The 18,909-nt window shown below is 49.6% G+C and carries 20 protein-coding genes; 6 read left to right on the plus strand and 14 right to left on the minus strand.

Features of this window, described 5'->3' with window-relative positions; translation table 11 throughout:
* Positions 1–43 precede the first annotated feature (43 nt).
* The 3 genes from prpC to ACJJIQ_RS09310 all read right to left on the minus strand — a co-directional run bounded on the left by prpC (position 44) and on the right by ACJJIQ_RS09310 (position 2,844).
* Positions 44–1,171, minus strand: a complete 1,128-nt coding sequence (gene prpC, locus ACJJIQ_RS09300; protein WP_282932635.1) for a bifunctional 2-methylcitrate synthase/citrate synthase — start codon at positions 1,169–1,171, stop codon at positions 44–46.
* 110 nt (positions 1,172–1,281) lie between these two features.
* Positions 1,282–2,160 carry a methylisocitrate lyase gene (prpB, locus tag ACJJIQ_RS09305; RefSeq protein WP_445364439.1) on the minus strand — a complete coding sequence of 293 codons (879 nt, stop codon included), beginning with the start codon at positions 2,158–2,160 and terminating at the stop codon, positions 1,282–1,284.
* A 3-nt stretch (positions 2,161–2,163) separates the two neighbouring features.
* Positions 2,164–2,844, minus strand: coding sequence for a GntR family transcriptional regulator (locus ACJJIQ_RS09310; protein WP_282932633.1), 681 nt, complete (start codon positions 2,842–2,844; stop codon positions 2,164–2,166).
* A gap of 312 nt (positions 2,845–3,156) precedes the next feature.
* Between ACJJIQ_RS09310 and ACJJIQ_RS09315 the strand changes: the two genes are divergently transcribed.
* Positions 3,157–3,681 (plus strand): DUF2062 domain-containing protein, encoded by a 525-nt coding sequence (locus ACJJIQ_RS09315; protein WP_413665638.1) that lies wholly within the window; start codon positions 3,157–3,159, stop codon positions 3,679–3,681.
* On the opposite strand, the gene ACJJIQ_RS09320 is transcribed toward ACJJIQ_RS09315, so the two are convergent.
* The 5 genes from ACJJIQ_RS09320 to ACJJIQ_RS09340 form a co-directional block, all read right to left on the minus strand.
* On the minus strand, positions 3,678–4,049 hold the full coding sequence (locus ACJJIQ_RS09320; protein WP_445364440.1) for a hypothetical protein: 372 nt from the start codon (positions 4,047–4,049) through the stop codon (positions 3,678–3,680). The genes ACJJIQ_RS09315 and ACJJIQ_RS09320 overlap by 4 nt on opposite strands.
* Positions 4,050–4,099: 50 nt before the next feature.
* A complete protein-coding gene (locus ACJJIQ_RS09325) occupies positions 4,100–5,359 on the minus strand; it encodes a lipoprotein-releasing ABC transporter permease subunit (RefSeq protein WP_445364441.1) in 1,260 nt (419 codons plus the stop codon).
* Positions 5,352–6,104, minus strand: a complete 753-nt coding sequence (gene lolD / locus ACJJIQ_RS09330) for a lipoprotein-releasing ABC transporter ATP-binding protein LolD (RefSeq protein ID WP_282932629.1) — start codon at positions 6,102–6,104, stop codon at positions 5,352–5,354. Before lolD ends, ACJJIQ_RS09325 begins: the two co-directional genes overlap by 8 nt.
* 61 nt (positions 6,105–6,165) lie before the next feature.
* Positions 6,166–7,407 carry a lipoprotein-releasing ABC transporter permease subunit gene (locus ACJJIQ_RS09335; protein WP_445364442.1) on the minus strand — a complete coding sequence of 414 codons (1,242 nt, stop codon included), beginning with the start codon at positions 7,405–7,407 and terminating at the stop codon, positions 6,166–6,168.
* 51 nt (positions 7,408–7,458) lie between these two features.
* On the minus strand, positions 7,459–9,093 hold the full coding sequence (locus tag ACJJIQ_RS09340; RefSeq protein ID WP_445364443.1) for an alpha/beta hydrolase: 1,635 nt from the start codon (positions 9,091–9,093) through the stop codon (positions 7,459–7,461).
* A gap of 264 nt (positions 9,094–9,357) precedes the next feature.
* On the opposite strand from ACJJIQ_RS09340, the gene ACJJIQ_RS09345 reads away from it, so the two are divergent.
* From ACJJIQ_RS09345 to asnS, 3 genes are all read left to right on the plus strand, one after another.
* Complete coding sequence (locus tag ACJJIQ_RS09345; RefSeq protein ID WP_282932628.1) at positions 9,358–9,654, plus strand: hypothetical protein; 297 nt, start codon at positions 9,358–9,360, stop codon at positions 9,652–9,654.
* A 179-nt stretch (positions 9,655–9,833) separates the two neighbouring features.
* On the plus strand, positions 9,834–10,307 hold the full coding sequence (locus ACJJIQ_RS09350) for a L,D-transpeptidase family protein (RefSeq protein ID WP_445364444.1): 474 nt from the start codon (positions 9,834–9,836) through the stop codon (positions 10,305–10,307).
* 199 nt (positions 10,308–10,506) lie between these two features.
* Complete coding sequence (asnS, locus tag ACJJIQ_RS09355) at positions 10,507–11,913, plus strand: asparagine--tRNA ligase (protein WP_282932626.1); 1,407 nt, start codon at positions 10,507–10,509, stop codon at positions 11,911–11,913.
* A 46-nt stretch (positions 11,914–11,959) separates the two neighbouring features.
* On the opposite strand, the gene ACJJIQ_RS09360 is transcribed toward asnS, so the two are convergent.
* Positions 11,960–13,921: a GMC family oxidoreductase gene (locus ACJJIQ_RS09360; RefSeq protein ID WP_445364445.1), complete on the minus strand. Its 1,962-nt coding sequence runs from the start codon at positions 13,919–13,921 to the stop codon at positions 11,960–11,962.
* A gap of 682 nt (positions 13,922–14,603) precedes the next feature.
* On the opposite strand from ACJJIQ_RS09360, the gene ACJJIQ_RS09365 reads away from it, so the two are divergent.
* Positions 14,604–14,981, plus strand: a complete 378-nt coding sequence (locus tag ACJJIQ_RS09365; protein ID WP_413665631.1) for a hypothetical protein — start codon at positions 14,604–14,606, stop codon at positions 14,979–14,981.
* Between the two features lie 83 nt (positions 14,982–15,064).
* Here the strand turns inward: ACJJIQ_RS09365 and ACJJIQ_RS09370 are convergent, their stop codons facing one another.
* The 3 genes from ACJJIQ_RS09370 to ACJJIQ_RS09380 form a co-directional block, all read right to left on the minus strand.
* Positions 15,065–15,748, minus strand: a complete 684-nt coding sequence (locus ACJJIQ_RS09370; protein WP_444941879.1) for a hypothetical protein — start codon at positions 15,746–15,748, stop codon at positions 15,065–15,067.
* A gap of 394 nt (positions 15,749–16,142) precedes the next feature.
* Positions 16,143–16,541: a transposase gene (locus tag ACJJIQ_RS09375; RefSeq protein WP_252083229.1), complete on the minus strand. Its 399-nt coding sequence runs from the start codon at positions 16,539–16,541 to the stop codon at positions 16,143–16,145.
* Entirely contained in the window at positions 16,472–16,939 is a 468-nt protein-coding gene (locus ACJJIQ_RS09380; protein WP_445364446.1) for a transposase, read from the minus strand. Before ACJJIQ_RS09380 ends, ACJJIQ_RS09375 begins: the two co-directional genes overlap by 70 nt.
* Before the next feature lie 265 nt (positions 16,940–17,204).
* Here ACJJIQ_RS09380 and ACJJIQ_RS09385 point away from each other — a divergent pair, with 265 nt between their 5' ends.
* Entirely contained in the window at positions 17,205–17,474 is a 270-nt protein-coding gene (locus tag ACJJIQ_RS09385) for a DUF1330 domain-containing protein (protein ID WP_444897134.1), read from the plus strand.
* A 167-nt stretch (positions 17,475–17,641) separates the two neighbouring features.
* On the opposite strand, the gene ACJJIQ_RS09390 is transcribed toward ACJJIQ_RS09385, so the two are convergent.
* The gene (locus ACJJIQ_RS09390; protein WP_444905401.1) at positions 17,642–18,196 is read right to left on the minus strand and encodes an RNA 2'-phosphotransferase; all 555 of its coding nucleotides are present in this window, start codon (positions 18,194–18,196) and stop codon (positions 17,642–17,644) included.
* Positions 18,197–18,233: 37 nt separating this feature from the next.
* The gene (locus tag ACJJIQ_RS09395; RefSeq protein ID WP_445364447.1) at positions 18,234–18,734 is read right to left on the minus strand and encodes a GNAT family N-acetyltransferase; all 501 of its coding nucleotides are present in this window, start codon (positions 18,732–18,734) and stop codon (positions 18,234–18,236) included.
* Positions 18,735–18,909 lie beyond the last annotated feature (175 nt).

Raw genomic sequence — 18,909 nt, forward strand, 5'->3', positions numbered from 1 at the left:
GCCGGCACACCGGGTGTGCCTCATTTCAAAAGTGAAATGAAAATTAACCGCGCTCAGCGATTGGAGTTACTGTACGGGGCTCAACACCTACGTACTCCGCACTCGGGCGAATAATGCGGTTATCAGCGCGCTGCTCGAATACATGTGCAGCCCAGCCGGTAACCCGGGACATTACAAAAATCGGGGTAAACAACTTTGTGGGAATACCCATAAAGTGATAAGCGGAAGCGTGGAAGAAGTCTGCATTACAGAACAATTTTTTCTCGCGCCACATCACTTCTTCACAGCGAACAGATACCGGGTACAGCACGGTATCACCAACATCTTCAGCCAACTTTTCAGACCAGCCTTTGATAATCTCATTGCGCGGGTCGGACTCGCGGTAAATGGCGTGGCCGAAGCCCATAATCTTCTCTTTGCGCTCCAGCATACCCAGCAGTTCTTTCTCTGCTTCGTCTGGATTGGCGAAACGCTCGATCAGTTCCATTGCCGCTTCGTTGGCACCACCATGCAGAGGACCACGCAGGGTGCCGATAGCACCGGTGATGCAGCTGAACAGATCGGACAAAGTGGAAGCACAAACGCGAGCGGTAAAAGTAGACGCGTTAAATTCGTGCTCTGCATACAGAATCAGGGAAACGTTCATGACCTGCTCGTGCAGTTCATTGGGCTTCTCATCGCGTAGCATATGCAGGAAGTGGCCGCCAATGCTGTCGTCATCGGTTTCAGTTTCGATGCGCACATTGTCGTGGGTGAAACGGTACCAATAGCAGATTATGGAGGGGAATGCGGCCAGGAGGCGATTGGCTTTATCCAACTGCTGGGCGAAGGATTCTTCACCTTCCAGGTTACCCAACATGGAACAACCGGTGCGCATTACATCCATTGGATGGGCATCAGCCGGAATGCGCTCAAGCACTTCTTTTAATGCCTGCGGCAGGCCACGCTTGGCTTTCAGCAGCGCCTTGTACTCCGCCAGCTCCCCCTCAGTGGGTAATTCCCCATAGAAAATCAGGTAGGCAACTTCTTCAAACTCACAGTGCTGGGCCAGATCTTTAATATCGTAACCACGGTAAGTCAGGCCGGAACCGGATTTGCCCACTGTAGAAAGTGCAGTTTTACCTGCTACCTGGCCGCGCAGACCAGCACCGCCCAATGCTTTCTCTACCATCTTCTTATTTCCCCTGTTGTATACACATTTGCTGTGTTCATCCAATTGAAAGCGCAGCGCCCGGCTTTCGCACCGGGCTGCTTGGGAGCCTCTGAATAACTCCGTAATGCCTACTTATTGAAAAGTTCGTCCAGCTTCTGCTCAAACTCGTGATAATTCAGGTAATTGTACAGCTCCTCACGAGTCTGCATGGTGTCGACAACCGCTTGCTGATCGCCATTTTGCAGGATACTGGTATAAACATTTTCCGCCGCGCGGTTCATCGCACGGAACGCCGACAGCGGATACAGTACGATATCTGCGCCCGCTTCGCCCAAATCTTTGGCGTTATACAGCTTGGTTTTACCAAACTCGGTAATATTCGCCAAAATCGGCACATTTAGCGCGTCTTTAAAGGCACGATAGTGCTCAAGTTCAGTAACCGCTTCCGCGAAAATGCCGTCGGCGCCAGCCTCAATACAAGCCTGGGCGCGTTCAATAGCCGCATCGAGTCCTTCCTGTGCAAAGGCATCGGTGCGAGCCATTACAAAGAAATCATCATCGGTACGGGCATCTACTGCCGCTTTGATACGGTCGACCATCTCCTGCTTGGAAACAATCTCTTTATTCGGGCGGTGGCCGCAGCGCTTCTGCGCTACCTGATCTTCGATGTGTACTGCAGCGGCTCCAGCGCGGATCATCTCTTTAATGGTGCGGGAAATGTTGAAAGCGCCACCCCAACCAGTATCGATATCCACTAAAAGCGGCAACTCACTGGCAGCAGTTATACGGCGCACATCCTCCAGTACATTATCGAGGCTGGTCATACCCAAGTCCGGCAGACCGTAGGAGGCGTTGGCAACACCGGCGCCAGACAGGTAAATCGCCTTATGACCAATACGTTCGGCCATAATGGCGGAATAGGCGTTGATGGTACCAACCACTTGCAGCGGTTGATTCTCGGCGAGTGCAGCGCGGAAACGCGCGCCAGCAGAAGGCTTTTGGCTCATGCTCTACCTCAGTTTCTTTTCAATGTTTATTCTCGAGGCGCGGATATGCCGGCGCATTAACAGCTCCGCCAGCTCACCATCCCCGGCCTCAATGGCCTCAATAATATGGTTGTGCTCGCGGAAAGCCCGCTGGGCCCGGGGACTGGCCATCCCCAATTGGTAGCGATACATACGAACACGGTAATAAAGTCGATTGCACAGGGTATCGATCAGAAGATCATTCTTTGATGCCTGCACGATGCGGAAATGAAAATCAAAATCCCCTTCCGGCTGGAAGTACGCCTTACCGGCCTGCAGCTCTTCCTGCTGCTCATGGTGATAGAGCATTTGGCGCAGCTCAACCAGGTCTTCCTCGGTGCGCTGTTCCGCTGCCAGACGGCAAGCCATCCCCTCAAGGGCTTCGCGAACTTCATAGAGTTCCAGTAAGCCGCGCTCACTTAACTCTACAACCCGGGCTCCGACATTGACCTTGCGTTCCAGCAGCCCCAAAGACTCCAGGCGCATCACGGCTTCGCGCAAACTCCCGCGACTGGCATTAAAGCGGCGCGCCAGTTCCGGCTCGCTAATTTTGCTGCCAGAGGCAATTTGCCCCTCCACAATTTCAGCGCGCAAAGTCAGAAATAAGCGTTCAGCAAGACTTTGGCGCTCCTCTGAAGCTGAACCGGCAGTACCAACTACAGTCATGCAAGACCTAGATTGTCGACAATCTTAATGGGGCATGACATTAAATCACCAGCATGCTCTCGTCAACTGCAGGCATCCCCGATTAAACATTAAGGATTGTTGACAATAGGGCAAAATAGGTGACTTTCAACAGAGCAGTAGTCTTGCCATGTTTAAGTGGGCATAATAGCGCCCGCGCCAGATGAGCCTGTTCGACTAACGCGAGCGCTCTATGCTTTATTTGGGGCTTAGGGAAAATCCCACAGAAAGAATATCCAGGCCTCGGAACAGCGCTTGTTTTAGGCTGCCACCACCCAGGTTACAGACAGAGTTATGCCGAAGAGTATTATCAGGCGATGGCTGCCAAGCCCCGAAGAAGTTAGAGCCAACAACGGCCTCAAATTTCTGGGGACTCTTCTCCACGACCCCAACCTTTTTCATTTGAACCGACACTCAGTCTCGGTCGCATTTGCGGTTGGCGTATTTACCAGCTTCCTCCCTTTGCCAGGGCAAATGGTTATAGCCGCCCTGCTCGCACTTTGGCTGCGCTGCAATCTACCTTTATCGATGATTCTTGTATGGATCAGTAACCCGATCACCATGCCGGCTATTTTCTTTAGCACTTACAAGCTCGGCGCCTGGGTTCTGGGGGCGCCACCGGTGGATTTCAGCATCGAACTGTCGTGGGAATGGTTGACCAGTGAAGTCGGGAAGATCTGGCTACCACTATTTACCGGCTCTCTGATTGCCGGGGCATTCTTTGCGACAGTGGCCTATTTTGCCATGCGTGCCCTCTGGCGCTGGCACGTTGTGAAAAGATGGAAATTGCGAATCCAAAGGCGATCAGCGGTCAGTTAATTTTTCCCGCTGTAAACCCTCTGCAGGCTCCAACAGGCAAAAGCCCCTGAGGCAATTGCCAACAATGTCTGCAGGTAATACTCGGTAAGAGCACCTAGCACCAGAGCTGCAATAACACCAACAAATAAAGCCTTGCGGGCCACCTTAATTTTGGCGGTAGCCGCAGCCAACGCTGCCGCCCACACCACCATAAACGCTGAAAGTACCGCTCCCAGTGAAACAATCCAAATGGGCCAGATCTCCCACCCCTCTGCGTAGCAAACGGAACCACTACGCATATCAGGCGGACAAAAAACCCGTAGGTACCACCCATCCAGCATCAAGGTAAAACAGGCAGCCAGCACCCAAGCCAAAATTGCGGCGGGCACCGGTAGATATCTTCTAAAAATTGATACCCTACCCAAAAGCCCGGCCCGACTTATTCATTACGCAAGGCCGCTGCCGGCTGAACCCGACTGGCCTTAAAGGCCGGATACAAAGTTGCCAGCAAGCTAAGCAGAAAGCCCGCCGCCACAACCAGTGCCACGTCTCCCCATACCAACTGGGACGGCAAATAATCTACGGGATAGACATCAGACTTTAAGAATTGAATGCCGAGCATTGACTCCAACCCCGCTACCAATTTGGTCACCGTCAGAGAGCCTAACACCCCCAACGCACCGCCAACTACAGCCCCCACAAGCCCGACCAGCGCCCCCTGACTCACAAAAGTCAGCAAAATCTGCCGGGTACTGGCACCCATAGTACGGAGGATGGCGATATCAGTATGCTTATCGATAACCACCATCACCAAAGTGGAAACCACATTAAAAGCGGCAATCGCAATAATCAGGAAAACCAGTAACCCCACCAGGTTGCGGGACATCTGAATAGCCTGGTAGAGGTTGCCGTGGGTTCGGCTCCAATCAGTGCCGTAGAAATTGCCCCGAGGCAGGTCTTGCAGAAGACGCCGCATAATCCAGTTGGCCTCGAGCATTTCATTGACCCGTAACTGGACCCCTGCCCCACCGCTACCTCCAGCCAGAGTCCTGGCCTGCTGCCAGGCAACCAGGGCGAGAGATTGATCCAATACAGTGCCAGAGTGAAAAACCTGCGCCACTTTAAATCCAGCAACCCTGGCTGCCTTGCGTGCACCGGTGGCACTATCGTTATTTGGTACAATCAGGGAAAGGTAATCACCCGCCTCAACCCCCAACTTCTCAGCGAGCCCTTTACCCAGAACCACACCCGGTTCAGACGGGTCAAGCAAGGCATCGAAGGATGAGGATTCAAGGAAGTCCCCGATATTGGAGACTTCAGTAATTGTCTCCGGGTTGACCCCCTGCACCAACAGCGGCGTCACTTCAGCCCCACGCCTGGCAAGCGCATTGACTTGCCACACTTCTGCCGCAGAGAGAACCGCAGGGTCAGAAACCAATTGTTGGCGCAACTGGGCCCAATCCACGTCAGGGCTCCCGTTGTAAATAGTGACATGAGGCATGATTCCCAGGATTCGCTCGCGCAATTCCCGGTCAAAACCATTCATCACCGACATCACCACAATCATCAAGGCAACACCGAGGATCAGGCCAATCATCGACAAACCGGAAATGAATGAGACCAAACCGGCAGAATCGTCATTTCTACGCTGGGCACCGGCATAGCGAAGCCCAATATAGGCGGGAAGTGGCTTAAACATGATCACCCTGGTGCCAGTCAGCAGTCAGCCGCCCATCGATCAGGTGCAGGCAGCGATCCAGGGCCGCCGCCAGATCCGGGTCGTGGGTAACGATCACAAAGCTAATTCCCATCTCCTGATTCAAGCGATCCATCAACTTGTGGATCTCTGCCGCCGTAGCCCGATCCAGATTGCCGGTGGGTTCATCCATCAAAACACAGGCAGGCCTTGTCACCAGTGCTCGAGCAATGGCCACCCGTTGCCGTTCACCGCCAGAAAGCTGTGATGGCTTGTGCCCCATGCGTTCACCCAGGCCTACCGCCGTGAGCATCGCCTCTGCCTCTTTGCGAGCTTCGGCAACTGAACGCTTACCTATCAGTAATGGCATGGCGACATTTTCCAGGGCGGAAAACTCGTTAAGCAAATGGTGAAACTGGTATACAAAACCGAGACTGCTATTTCTCAACCAGCCCCGCTCATTGGCGTTGAGTTCAGCGAGATTCTTACCCGCAACCCAGACCTCACCGGAGCTTGGGGTATCGAGACCACCAAGCAAGTTGAGCAGTGTCGATTTACCAGAGCCGGAAGCGCCGACGATGGCCAATTTCTCGCCCCGCTTTACCTCAAGCTCAACACCACTCAGAACCTCCAGGTCCCGGCCTCCCTGGCGATAATGTTTGCGCAATTGCCGACAAGCCAAAACAGCACCATCCGGGGCCGGAGCTGGCTGCGCTTTTTCCGTATCTATTTCCACTCGACTGTTCATCAAACTATTCGCTGTCTCTCAACATCTATAAATCACACCAAAACAGGCCGACTTATATAAATTATTCGTAACGCAAAGCTTCCGCCGGCTCAATCTGTGCCGCTCGCCAGGCAGGAAATATCGTTGCCAACAGGCTCATACAAATTGCCGCCGTTAGCACCACCACTGCATCGCCGACACGGAATTCAGAAGGCAGGTAACTAACAAAGAAAACACGGGGGTCAAATATCTTGGCGCCTACCACCGACTCAATCCAGGTCACCATTTCAGTCAGGTTCATCGCTATCACGATGCCTAAAACAGCACCGGCAAAAGCGCCGATAATGCCAATGGCACTCCCCTGAATCACAAACACCGCCATAATCTGGCGGGAGGTGAGCCCCAATGTCCGCAACACTGCAATATCGGAGCGCTTATCCGCAACCATCAGTACTAATGCGGAGACAATATTGAATGCGGCCACGGCGACAATGATCATCAGCATCAACGTGACAACGGTCTTTTCCATTTTAACTGCCTGGAAAAGACTTCCCTGGGAATCCCCCCAATCTTCACCCTGAAAACCTTCGCCCAGCTCATTTGCATAAACAGAAACAAGCCCCAGCGCATTGTCCATATCGTCAAAGCGCAACTGCAGCCCCTGGACCTTACCCGTCATCCGGGTCAGGCGCGCAGCATCTTCAATATTGATCAGCGCGAGATTCTGATCCACCTGCGCACCCACAGAGAAAACACCGGCAACCGTGAAACGCTTTGTTCTGGGGAATATACCAGCGGGGGTCACGCTGACTTCTGGCAGGGTCAGTATTACCGAATCTCCGGGAATCACATTGAGCTGATGGGCAAGGATTCGCCCCAGAACCACCCCGTAGCTGCGGGGCTCGAGCAAATCCAGGTTACCCATCACCATATGCTCACCGACGGTAGACACCTTGCGCAGCGCTTGCGGTTCCACACCTTGGAACTGGGCACCGTGACTGCTGCCATGAGCACTCAAGAGGGCGTAGCCATTCACAAAAGGGCTGGTCGCTTCGACATATGGCTGAGCTTCCAACTGCCGTGCAGGTGTCTCCCAGTCCACAAGGCCGCCTTCCCGCTCGACAAAGCCGTGAGGTACAACACTTAGTATTCGGGTTTTAAGCTCACGATCGAAGCCGTTCATAACAGAAGCGACAACAATCAACGCAAAAACTCCAAGGGCCATTCCCAGTAGAGAAAAGCCATTGATAAAGGAAATAAACTGCTGCCTGCGGCGGGCAGCCACGTAGCGCAGACCAATAAATAGGGGGACAGGTTTTAACATAGGGTCGATTTAAACGGAAAAACGTCAGGAAATCCAAAGATTTAGGCAAGTTTACCGAACGTTGTAAGTCTTGAGCTGGGCCTTCAGGCGTTTCAACGCCTCTTCATCCCACTCCTCTGGCTCTGTAAGGGCGAGCCACGCCAAGGTGTACCCCCACGGGGTATACCGATGGCCAAAAGATAACGGAGCGAGCCCTACATTTAAGTCTGCCAGCAGCTGCAAGCCGGTAACTAGAGGGTACCACTGGAGATCCGGCGATACATCAGGTCCTCTGGGATGGTTCAACCAGTCGGGCCTTTCCAGCGCCCAGCGCACACTAAAGAATACTATCGGGTCACTGGCGTGCTGCAAAAATGCAATCCTGAACTCACCCCATGGCTCACGACCAATATAGCCTCCGTACTGATTACCAAAGCGCACCACCTCCCCCCCTTTGAACTCTGGCAGCCAGGCGGGAGTGCCCGGATCTCGATTTCTGACAATCCGGCTCCACATGCCTACACCGAGGGGCGGCCCAGCCCAAAGGGCTCCATCAATCGGGTTATCGATAATGTCATAGAAGTCGAAGGAGTCTTCGGAAAGTTGAGCGCCAAGACTGAGGCCAAACAAGTAAACTCGGGGCCGCTCATCTTCTGGCAACTCCGCCCAATAATCATAAATGACCTTAAACAGTGCTCGCGCCGACTCGAGCCCCTCAGAATCATCCGCCATCAGCGCTATCGGGCTGGATAAATAGGAGTACTGCGCCGCAACAGTGGCGGTATTACCTCGATACAAAAACTCTAAGGAATTTACGGCACCTGGATCAACCCAGCCGGCGCCGGTTGGAGTTGCCACTAACAAGATCTCACGCTGGAATGCACCAACCCGCTTTAATTCCTCCAGCGCCAACTGAGCGCTCTTCATGGGCGTCACAGCACTATCAAGCCCAACGAAAACCCTGATGGGCTGTACTGCAGAACCAGCCACCTCTTTTATTTCTTCCTCTGTCGGCCCCAGCGTTAAGAACCGGCGCCCCTGATTGCCAATGTCATCCCACTTAATCAGCGAATTGGCGCCACCAGGAAGATTGGGGTCTGCCGGAGGGGGAATACTCTTCGCATAAGAATTATCTAGCCGCTGATAGGTCGATGAAATCACATGCAAACCTGCTTTCAACAGCACCCCATTAAAAACAGCCCAGTAAAGGAGCACAGCCGCCAACACACCCACAAGCATCGCCACTCGCTCAGGCACATGCTGCTCCACATAGCAGGCCACCAGGAGAACTATTCGCTGAAACCCTTTTCCCAAGCACCACAACACCAGGAACATGAGGAGAGATATTACAGCGATCGTAATAGGCTCTACGGTACCAACCTGCTCCATACCCATAAGGGCGCGGATAGAGTTCTGCCACTTCACTCCCTGCCAGAGAGAAACAAGAAAAAGAAGGAGACATACGGCTAATACACTTCGATCAAATAGACGTCTTTGCCATGTGGAAATCGGCAGATTGGGGATACCCAGGTATTTCCAAAGCCAACTCAGAAAGACGCCGAAAACATAGCCGACAAAGAATGCAACGCCCCCCAGTATTCCCTGCATTACATCACTGCGAGGAATAAGGGATGGCGTAAGGGAGAGCGCAAAGCAGATAGAACCAATAAGAAGGCCGAGAATTGAAAAGGTATTAACCAGCCTCATTCTTGTCCGCTCGACAAGCCAAGCATAATTAACAGCCTAGCATAGGCGCCTATACAGCCAGCTAAGCCGTCTTCTGTTAAATCGCATCAAAATTCGAAGTAGTAGCGCTGCAAGAATTTAGCCGTCAACTCATGGCACCTAACATCCCAAAGAGGCGCATTTATTTCTATTCTTGGCGCGAAAACGTGAAGAAGAACAGGAGCATTGGCGGAAATTCTGTTTTAATGGGACGGCTAATGGAACATCTACATCGGAGAACAAAAAATGTTCAGCAGACTCCGCAGCGGATTGAATTGTCTCGCTGGCTCAATGGCACTACTTCTTACTTTTGGCGCCCAGGCGACAACCATTGAAGTACCCGTAGGCACCCAGGGTGGGGAGCTCACCATTGAAGAAGTCCGTGGGCTTAAAAAACATGATGTGACCTCACGCCTGGGAGAACCCCTTGGTATTGAGGGGCCAATTGGCGAACCCGCTATCACGCGCTGGGAATACGGCGAGTTCTACGTTTTCTTTGAGCAGGACACCGTCCTACACACAGTGAAAAAACCCAGCGGCTGATCTAGCACATCCTGGCAGGCGCTCAACTGAAGCTGCCTGCCTCACCCAAAGTGAAGCACCCCACTCTAGCTGCAGCTGCAGCTGCAGCTGCAAGATAATTCAGCCCCGCCCTTTTGCTGATTCGGAAAATTTATATCACAGCAATCTGAATCAACCACCTCCAACCGGAGTTACAAGCCGTGCGCTATATCGCCATTCTGCTTTTTACATTAACCACTATTGCCCAGGCTGAAGTCACCCTGATGGAAGTGATTAAGTCCGAAAACAAAATGCACTTGCTCGATGGCAACAAGGTTATAAAGAGCTACCATGTAGCCTTCGGCGGGCAACCCCAAGGACACAAGCAGCAGGAAGGCGATGAAAAACCCCCCGAGGGACACTACACGCTGGATTACAAAAAAGAAGACTCCTCTTATTATCGGGCAATGCATATCTCCTACCCCAATGCCGAAGACCGCGCTCAAGCTGAGGCTCGGGGAGTCTCGCCAGGTGGCTTCATTATGGTCCATGGCCAGCGCAATCGACTGGGCTGGCTCGCTCCAATCACCCAACGTTTTAACTGGACTGATGGTTGCATTGCCCTTACCAATGACGAGATGGATGAGTTTATGGCTCTCGTAAAAATCGGCACCCCCATTGCAATCCGCTGGTGAGACATCACCAATATAGAGGCCATAACAGCTCTTCAAAGTCCTTAGGGAGATTTTGAAGAGCTGCCCGATAGCCAAGGGACTGGATTTCCCCTCTACAACCAGTCAATATGCCCGCCGTAACTTCACCTTGGTGGGGTGGTCAACTTTTAGGCAAGCTGACAGAACACCACCTTCCGGACTAATGAGAAACCGATAGAAAATGACAGTAAAAGTCGAATCCGTAGATAGCCTATTGAAATCCAGCGGTCGCGAGGGCGAAGAAGTCCGCGTTCAAGGCTGGATCAGAACACGCCGCGACTCCAAAGCCGGCCTCTCTTTCCTGGCCGTACACGACGGTAGCTGCTTTGATCCGATCCAGGTGGTTGCTGAGAATCACCTGCACAATTACCAGTCAGAAGTGCAGCGCCTGACTACCGGCTGCGCGGTAGATATCCTCGGTACCATCAAACCATCCGAAGGCAAGGGACAGTCTATCGAACTGCTCGCCACCGAAGTCCAGGTTGTCGGCTGGGTGGAAGACCCGGATACCTATCCCATGTCCCCCAAGCGCCATACTATGGAGCACTTGCGCGAACACGCTCACCTGCGCCCGCGCACCAATGTCAGTGGTGCCGTAGCCCGCGTACGTAACTGTATCGCCCAAGCGATTCACCGTTTTTATCACGAGAACGGCTTCCTCTACGTGCACACCCCAATTCTCACCGCTTCTGACTGTGAAGGTGCTGGCGAGATGTTCCGGGTCAGTACCCTGGATATGGAGAACTTACCGCGCACAGATAAAGGTGCAGTGGACTACAGCAAGGACTTCTTCGGCGAAGAGAGCTTCCTCACTGTATCCGGCCAGCTGAATGTTGAGAGCTACTGCCTGGCCATGTCCAAGGTGTACACCTTCGGCCCCACCTTCCGTGCAGAAAACTCCAATACCACTCGCCACCTGGCAGAGTTCTGGATGGTTGAGCCGGAAGTTGCCTTTGCAGACCTGGCAGATGTAGCCGATCTCTCCGAGCAAATGCTGAAGTATGTATCCAAAGCGGTACTGGAAGAGCGCGCCGATGATATGGCCTTCTTTGCCCAGCGCATCGACAAGGAGGCTATCAGCCGCCTGGAGAATATCGTCGACAACGATTTCGCCCGCATCAACTACTCCGAAGCGATTGAAATCCTGGAAAGCTGCAAAGAGAAGTTCGAGTTCCCCGTATCCTGGGGTATTGATCTGGCCTCTGAGCACGAGCGCTACCTGGCAGAGAAGCACTTCAAAAAGCCAGTTATCGTAATGAACTATCCAAAGGACATTAAAGCCTTCTACATGCGCATGAACGACGATGGTAAAACTGTTGCCGCAATGGACGTTCTGGCACCGGGAATCGGCGAAATTATCGGCGGCGCCCAACGTGAAGAGCGTTTGGAGAAGCTCGATGAGCGTATGGATGAAATGAATGTACCCAAGGAACACCTGGACTGGTACCGCGACCTGCGCCGCTACGGCACCGTGCCTCATGCGGGCTTTGGCCTGGGCTTTGATCGCATCGTGTCCTACGTGACCGGCATGGGCAACATCCGCGATGTAATCCCCTTCCCGCGCACACCGAAGAACATCTCGTTCTAAATAAAAAGCCCCGCAACGCGGGGCTTTTTATTTCACATACCAATCTTCAAGCGCTCAGCCCAGTTGCTGTAGCAATGATGTCATCGCTCGCCTTTTCACTGATCATATAGACCGGCACCACAATGAAAAAACCGGGGATTCGGGGGAACACCGAAGCATCCACCACCCTTAAATTATTGGTGCCGTGAACCCGGAATTTACTGTCGACAACTGCCATAGGATCACTGGCAGGCCCCATTTTATTGGAACAGGAAGCGTGATGCCCCCAAGCTTGGTTCTTAACAAAATCGCCAATTTGCTGATCTGATTGAACCTCACTACCGGGCAATAATTCCCTGGAGACCTGCTTGCTCACAATAGGGCCCGACATAATATCCCTGGAAATTTTTACCCCCTCAACAACTGCCTGAAGGTCTTCTCCCAGAGCATCATTACCCTCACCAAAATAGTGGAAGTTGATTTCCGGCGTATCCCTGGGATCAGCAGATTGCAGGGTCACACGTCCGGCGGTATTGTTCGTATGGCCTTTCAGTACAATCCAGGAGAAACGGTCTTTGTAGTCCCGCAACGCCTGGGAGTACCCGGGAAAGTATCCGTGGAAATCGGAGGGCACTCCGAAAATAAACAAGTCGGGATCTTCCAGCTCCGGTTTGGAACGTTTGACCAGAGACAATACTGGACCATTTCCACTGTAGGGCCCCTGATTGAACCAGCCATAGCGATAGCGATTTAAGCAAGGATCATTCCCCTCCCCCCAAGTGCAATCTTTAAGAAGGGCAAGATCCTCACTCATCTCACTAACGATTCCGACCTCGTAGCGATCCTGGAGGTTCTCTCCTACCCCAGGCAGATCTACCAGGGGCTCTATGCCGTGATCTCGGAGCTCATGGGCGGGACCAATTCCCGACAACTTGAGAAGTTGCGGGCTATTGAAGGCCCCTCCAGACAAGATAACCTCGCGATTTGCCCGCACTTGCCTTAAGACTCCGGCAGTACCACTTTCGTCATGGTAAGGGTCTGCCTTATACAGGCTCGCCCCCTCTAAAAACTCCACTCCAACAGCAGTATTCCCCTCAAACAACACACGAGTTGCCAGTGAATTTGTACGAATATGAAGCAAGTTTGGGTAAACTGACTGGGTATCCAAGAGGTATTCGCGCACACTGGTACGGCGGTTTCGACTATCTGCTGCCATAGGGGCGATAAAAGGCCCTTCCTGGCCACTGGCCACGTCCCAATGATTGATATCCAGGCGAAGATTGCCGCTGATAATTTTTTCCAAGGCCCCTTCGAGCCCATATTTGGCCAGCGCAGCCTGGGCAACTTTCAAGATCGCCGGGTCTTCCAGCAATAACGCGGGGTTGCCGCGATTCGTAGGCAGCCAACCATCAAAACCGTGGCGGGATGGGTTAGAGAAAATTGGGCGGGGCACATATTCACAACGCTCTAAACGCTCAAAATATCGCCGCATATTTGCGCTATCCCAGGAAATATCCCCTGTATCCCGTGCTATGCGGTCAAAATCATTGTTATGTGGATAGACCGTAATCAGTGCGTGGTGCGTGGTACAACCACCGATAGTACTCGCCCGTGGGTAGAGGATTCCCTTCCCGGAAACGTATTTTTCGTCCAGTTTCTGCTGATTGATATCTGCATAATGCTTAACAAAAAAGTCCCAGCTCAATTTGGGGTCTTCAGACGCGAAGGGGTGCCATGCTGGAATATTATGGGTGTCATCACTAGGATCGTCAGCACCAGCTTCCAGCACCAAAACAGAAAATCCCGCCTTTGCTAAATTTACCGCTAATGGCCCCCCACCCGCACCCGACCCAACAATCACGTAGTCATATTGATCATAGAAATTCCGATCCAACATTGAGAGAGCGGAAACCAATCCTGTTGAAGCCGCGCTGGCAGCAATACCCAGTTGCATCGCCCCTTTAGTAAAATTTCTACGGCTAATTTTTTTACTCGACACTTTTTTGTCAATCGAATCCTTCTCTTCCATAGTGCTTATCCATTTTTATAGGTTGTATCCGAGATAAGCATTATGCACGCCAGCTTTTGCAATTCTGTCTTACAAGGATTGCTTTAATCTAAAACTCGACCTACTTACCAGCGCCAGGATGTATCACATGCCTAAAAGATATATCGACGCAAGACTTCTTAAATGAAATTAAATAAACCTCTCCCACTCCACCTGGAGACCCCAGAAGAGAACCACCTGTGAGGCATCAAATAAAAGGCAAACGAGTTATTAAGCTGGCCAAAACCAGAGGTCACGCTCCAAAATTCAATCAACCAGATAAACCTTCAAGCACCACCTCAAAAAGGAAATATAAATAAATTTGAATAACTGCAAGGCAGTTTATTATTTTAAGCATTACGCCAACGCTTAAAATAATAAATTACCCAGTCCAGCAAGTAACAAACTCAACTCACAATGGCGGTTTTCGTGAATTTTCTACACAATCAGTCGCTGGAATATTCTTAGCCCCCCTATTGAGAGCTTAAAACATTGCCCAAAGTATCAATCTGTCTATATGATGCAATCATCGAATTTGATTGCGATTCTTGGAATAACAACTAGATTAATAAACACTAAAAAATAAAAGCGATCCGATTCAATCCAAAGTACTCAGGAGCATCGGACACAAGTTTTAGTTGATGACCGTGAGAAGGAGATCAGAATGTCTGGAAAAGAACTCTATATCACCTACGAAGAACTTTTAAAACTCGAGAGTTTTAGAAAACCTAACTCAACACCAAGAAAACCACAAAACATTGATACCACCCACCTTGATGATATCGAAGTAATCATTGCCAACGGCAAAGGAATTCAAGCTCTCGATAGAGAAGCTATCAACAAACTACCACTAACAGGATGGGTTTGTAGATTTCCCGCCCACATTCACCCCCCAAAAGGGTTGAAACTCGTTCAAGTCAGCGAGCACCTATTGAATATTGCTCCGGCTAGAAATATGCCGCTGCAAAAATTTGAGGCTTTAGTCAAGGAACTCACTATCAGCGCCATCACAATATTCAAGAAGCAAGGTCGAGCCGTCTGATATATGACCCTGATCACGGCCGACTGCAAAACGGTATGCTATTGAGCTGCCGTTTTGCTATCTCTCCACTAAGTACTTACCCCCTAGCCTATTAATTTCTGAAATGCGATTAGCTTCCTGATGTAAGCTCGCATTTCCGGAGTATCAAATTTCCCCTGATAACGATCAGGATCGTTGACTGAGCGCCCCTTAATACCGGGACAGCCGCCAAATCGTATTAGTGTGGAAAAAGCAGGCATTAACTGCAACTCTTCTACCGAAGCCTTGATTTCTAAATCCAAATGATCTGAGTACTCTTCAATATATCTGGAAACCGTCCCCATACCTGAAAGTGTTTGTGCACAAACCATATTCCCAACTGTCCCAAACTTGGGGAATCGATGAACTTCTTTAAAGTCCACCTTATCAAAGCTGGCCAATAGATTTTCCTTCAATACCAACTCGGCAAACTCCAGGTGCTCCCCCTTTTTGGGTTTCAAGCCTGTCACCTGGTAGTGGAGCGCCTCAAAGGGAACAAAAAGATTGCTCCACCCCTTTTCAATTTTTGAAATTGCATATTCCTTATAAGCAGCTTTTTCCTGATACTTATCGATAGTCTGAAAGATTGAAAGCGCCAGACCAACAACTGCCACCCCGGCTGCAACACCGCCTATCCTGGTTACCCTCTTCAGGCCAATTTGGGTTTCATCCCATGTCTTCCCATGAATTGCCAAAAGAGCCGCGATAGCTGTAAGTGCATGCCCTAAAATAGAAATAGTCAGATCCATAAGCTCCCCCAGAAAAAAATCAAATTTCAATATGCACTAAAAATCAAATCTTGGTATCACTATCTACCGATACCAGAAAATTTCAACACAGTAGATACACGCCACATTGCGAAAATCACCGCCAAACTATCTATTTTCATTAATAGGCAGGAACAAATAGAAAGATACACTTACTCAGAAAAGTTAATCAATAAGTTAAAATTACTATTTTTAGACGGGAGCCTTATAAGAAACCTAAAGCAAAACAATCGTACCCATTTGGGTTCACCTCATCGCACACAATTAAATAGCAATATACGAAGCTTGTACTTTTCCTGTGAATTTAATTAGAAAGTAGGCAGAGCAATAAGGGGCAAAGGTTGACTCACAAGATAGAGTTTTACTAGAAGCTGTTTCATAACTTCTTTAGCGTAATTAACATGCAGGCAATATAGAAAAAAGCTCTGTATGAAGATAAGTAGCGATCCCACCTGACAACTAAACGACGGTAGTTCCCTAGCCATGCAAAAGTTCGCTCAACTTTCCAACGTCGCACATATCTCCTAAGCTTTCTGCCATCTTGTTTCGAAGGTTTTCTTCTATTCCTACGGTGAGGGCAAATCAGGTCAATTTCACGGCGGGCCAAACTATGGCGTAGTGGATCAGAATCTGCAGCCTTGTCGTACACTAGTCGTCGAATTTTTGTATTTTCATAGGTAACATCGAGTAGTGGATGTAATAAATTTACTTCTGCTGGTGAGGCCGAAGTAACGGTGCCTCCCAATGGAATACCTTCGCCATCGACCACCACCATCCACTTTGTACCCTTGCCTCGCTTAGTTTTTCCGACTTCTGCTCCCCTTTTTTTGCTGAAGCAAAGCTACCATCCGAAAAGACTTCTTCCCAATTAAGCAGGGATCTTTGATCGAGCTGTCCGAGAAATTTTCTCCAAGCCTCCAACCAAGCGCCTTGCTCTTCCCAAAACTGGAGCCATCTCCAGCAAGTACTCGGCGAAGGGTAAGATGAGGGGAGATCCTTCCATCGTGCTCCTGAGCGCAAAATCCACAAGATACCTTCAAAACATGCACGGTTATCAATGGGTTTGGGACCTCCTTTTCCACGTTTTAGCTGGGGAAGGCAAGGCTCAATCAATTTCCACTGAGCGTCGGTTAATTCTGACTTAAATCTACTCACACTTACTGGTCTTATCATTCCATGAGGTCGCAAGAATAACTGATTTCAAGTTATGAAACAGCTTCTAACCATACTATTTAAGTCAAATCTCCTGACTCCATACAATTAATAAATTTAAAGGACTATTATAACAACCGACCCCCAACTACCTGCCGAACATCTCCTTTGCGACCCAAAGGCTACTATAGGGAACCTTTTTAAAACTTGACCCTGAATAGCTAACTACTATAACTATTCACAAGGTTGTATAACACGCAGCATCTTCTGACCAACTGGTATCCATATGATACATCTATTTGTACACGCAAATGTTAAGGACTTCAACGAATGGCACAGAGCGCTAAAGGAGTTTATGCCTATAGTTGAGCAAATGGGTGCTACTGCCACATCCGTATACCGGGAAATTGACAATCACCATAATGTGACCGTGATCCATGAATTTCCTTCGAAAGAGCATGCAATTAAATTTGTCAATAGTAGTGAACTTGAAGAAGCCAAGAAGAAGGCTGGCGTGCTTGTAACTCCAAAAATTTGGTATACAGAAAAATTATAATTATTCCTTATTTTGGCATAGAAATTTATAAAGCTATCTTCACCCCCAATAGGCCTATCCATTCAAGGGGTGTATCTTGATCAATGGCTCTTCCTTTATAAATAAGCTGACTCTAGAGTATCCCTCCACTAACAGTACCCATATAACAATACTGATAACCCCTGCCTTTAAAGTAACTTCATATACTTGACTGGCACATGATCAACCAGCCACACATTATTAGCAGAGCGATAAAAATCAAAACCATCTCGATGCATGGATTTAGCCTCCACCCTTAACAGTACGGGCTTGCCATACCTGGCACCAACAGATCGAGCAACAGCCTCAGATTCTGACAGGTGAACATGATGCCTTTGCATTTTCTTCAGTCCTTGCGCGAGGATATCTTCAACAAAACGCTCTGCAGTGCCATGGAGAAGCGCACCTGGTGGTTCAAGGGGGCTTAAATGTAAATTAATATCTACAGAATGTCCCTGATTGGCTCTGATAGAAAGACCATCATCACTTATAGAAAACCGCTGCTTATCATTGGTTTCCACAACGACAGAAACCAAATCCCTGTTTAGCTCAAAATCTACAGTTTTCTGAATCAACTCATCAACTGCCACCCATCCATTCTCATCCATAAACAAGCCGATGGCTTCAGGCTTATGCCTGAGCAGGTAGCTGAAGTATTTTGATATCCTACTCAGCTCTCTACTGAATTCAGTATCTCTGTTCAATTCTAATATTCCACAACTAAGAATATAACTCGAAATTTTATGATGGGGCATTCACCTTGGCGAAAATGTACTCATCAAAATAAATACCCCCTTTTTTTACTGAGCAGCTTAAAGTCCCTTCATGCTTATACCCCGCCTTCTGTAAAACCTTCATTGATCCGACATTTCCAGAAAAGACAGAGGCATAAAGCCTGACAATATTTTGTGAAGAAAAAATCTCACGAGTAAACTGAGTCAAAGCAATAGTAGCAATTCCTCTCCCCCAAAATTCTCGCGCAACCCAATATCCAACCTCACCGGAGTGAGAATGCTCAAACAGCTGCTCGCGCATACTTATAATCCCGCAAAAGGCCCCTCTGTACTCTATTGCTTTTACAATCCCTTCCTTCTTACAACCTTTATCAACCCACCAAGCAGCATCTTCCAATGTATAAGGGTGAGGAATTCTCGATGACAAATACTTAAGCACAGACTCATCATTTAAGTGCTCAACCAGTAGTGCTTCATCATTCTTTTCAATGTTTCTTAATTCAATCATTCGAACAAACCATCAATTCCCTAACCTATTACTGACACCCTTTCAATGAAAATCAATGCTTTTGAAAGCTAGGGTTCTCAGCTATCAACTCTTCCTACCTACTCTCCAATCAGCACAATAGCTTTTTAGCTTCCTACGACTGCCTCACAATTATTACTACATCTCAAAAATTTCA

The sequence above is a fragment of the Microbulbifer maximicatervae (SeqCode) genome (genome assembly GCF_052468295.1).

What these genes read in the sequence shown, in the direction of transcription:
- prpC (WP_282932635.1), bottom strand. Translation starts at nt 1,171, where the DNA reads ATGGTAGAGAAAGCATTGGGCGGTGCTGGTCTGCGCGGCCAGGTAGCA.
- prpB (WP_445364439.1), bottom strand. Translation starts at nt 2,160, where the DNA reads ATGAGCCAAAAGCCTTCTGCTGGCGCGCGTTTCCGCGCTGCACTCGCC.
- ACJJIQ_RS09310 (WP_282932633.1), bottom strand. Translation starts at nt 2,844, where the DNA reads ATGACTGTAGTTGGTACTGCCGGTTCAGCTTCAGAGGAGCGCCAAAGT.
- ACJJIQ_RS09315 (WP_413665638.1), top strand. Translation starts at nt 3,157, where the DNA reads ATGCCGAAGAGTATTATCAGGCGATGGCTGCCAAGCCCCGAAGAAGTT.
- ACJJIQ_RS09325 (WP_445364441.1), bottom strand. Translation starts at nt 5,359, where the DNA reads ATGTTTAAGCCACTTCCCGCCTATATTGGGCTTCGCTATGCCGGTGCC.
- lolD (WP_282932629.1), bottom strand. Translation starts at nt 6,104, where the DNA reads ATGAACAGTCGAGTGGAAATAGATACGGAAAAAGCGCAGCCAGCTCCG.
- ACJJIQ_RS09335 (WP_445364442.1), bottom strand. Translation starts at nt 7,407, where the DNA reads ATGTTAAAACCTGTCCCCCTATTTATTGGTCTGCGCTACGTGGCTGCC.
- ACJJIQ_RS09340 (WP_445364443.1), bottom strand. Translation starts at nt 9,093, where the DNA reads ATGAGGCTGGTTAATACCTTTTCAATTCTCGGCCTTCTTATTGGTTCT.
- ACJJIQ_RS09345 (WP_282932628.1), top strand. Translation starts at nt 9,358, where the DNA reads ATGTTCAGCAGACTCCGCAGCGGATTGAATTGTCTCGCTGGCTCAATG.
- asnS (WP_282932626.1), top strand. Translation starts at nt 10,507, where the DNA reads ATGACAGTAAAAGTCGAATCCGTAGATAGCCTATTGAAATCCAGCGGT.
- ACJJIQ_RS09360 (WP_445364445.1), bottom strand. Translation starts at nt 13,921, where the DNA reads ATGGAAGAGAAGGATTCGATTGACAAAAAAGTGTCGAGTAAAAAAATT.
- ACJJIQ_RS09365 (WP_413665631.1), top strand. Translation starts at nt 14,604, where the DNA reads ATGTCTGGAAAAGAACTCTATATCACCTACGAAGAACTTTTAAAACTC.
- ACJJIQ_RS09370 (WP_444941879.1), bottom strand. Translation starts at nt 15,748, where the DNA reads ATGGATCTGACTATTTCTATTTTAGGGCATGCACTTACAGCTATCGCG.
- ACJJIQ_RS09375 (WP_252083229.1), bottom strand. Translation starts at nt 16,541, where the DNA reads ATGGTGGTGGTCGATGGCGAAGGTATTCCATTGGGAGGCACCGTTACT.
- ACJJIQ_RS09380 (WP_445364446.1), bottom strand. Translation starts at nt 16,939, where the DNA reads ATGATAAGACCAGTAAGTGTGAGTAGATTTAAGTCAGAATTAACCGAC.
- ACJJIQ_RS09385 (WP_444897134.1), top strand. Translation starts at nt 17,205, where the DNA reads ATGATACATCTATTTGTACACGCAAATGTTAAGGACTTCAACGAATGG.
- ACJJIQ_RS09395 (WP_445364447.1), bottom strand. Translation starts at nt 18,734, where the DNA reads ATGATTGAATTAAGAAACATTGAAAAGAATGATGAAGCACTACTGGTT.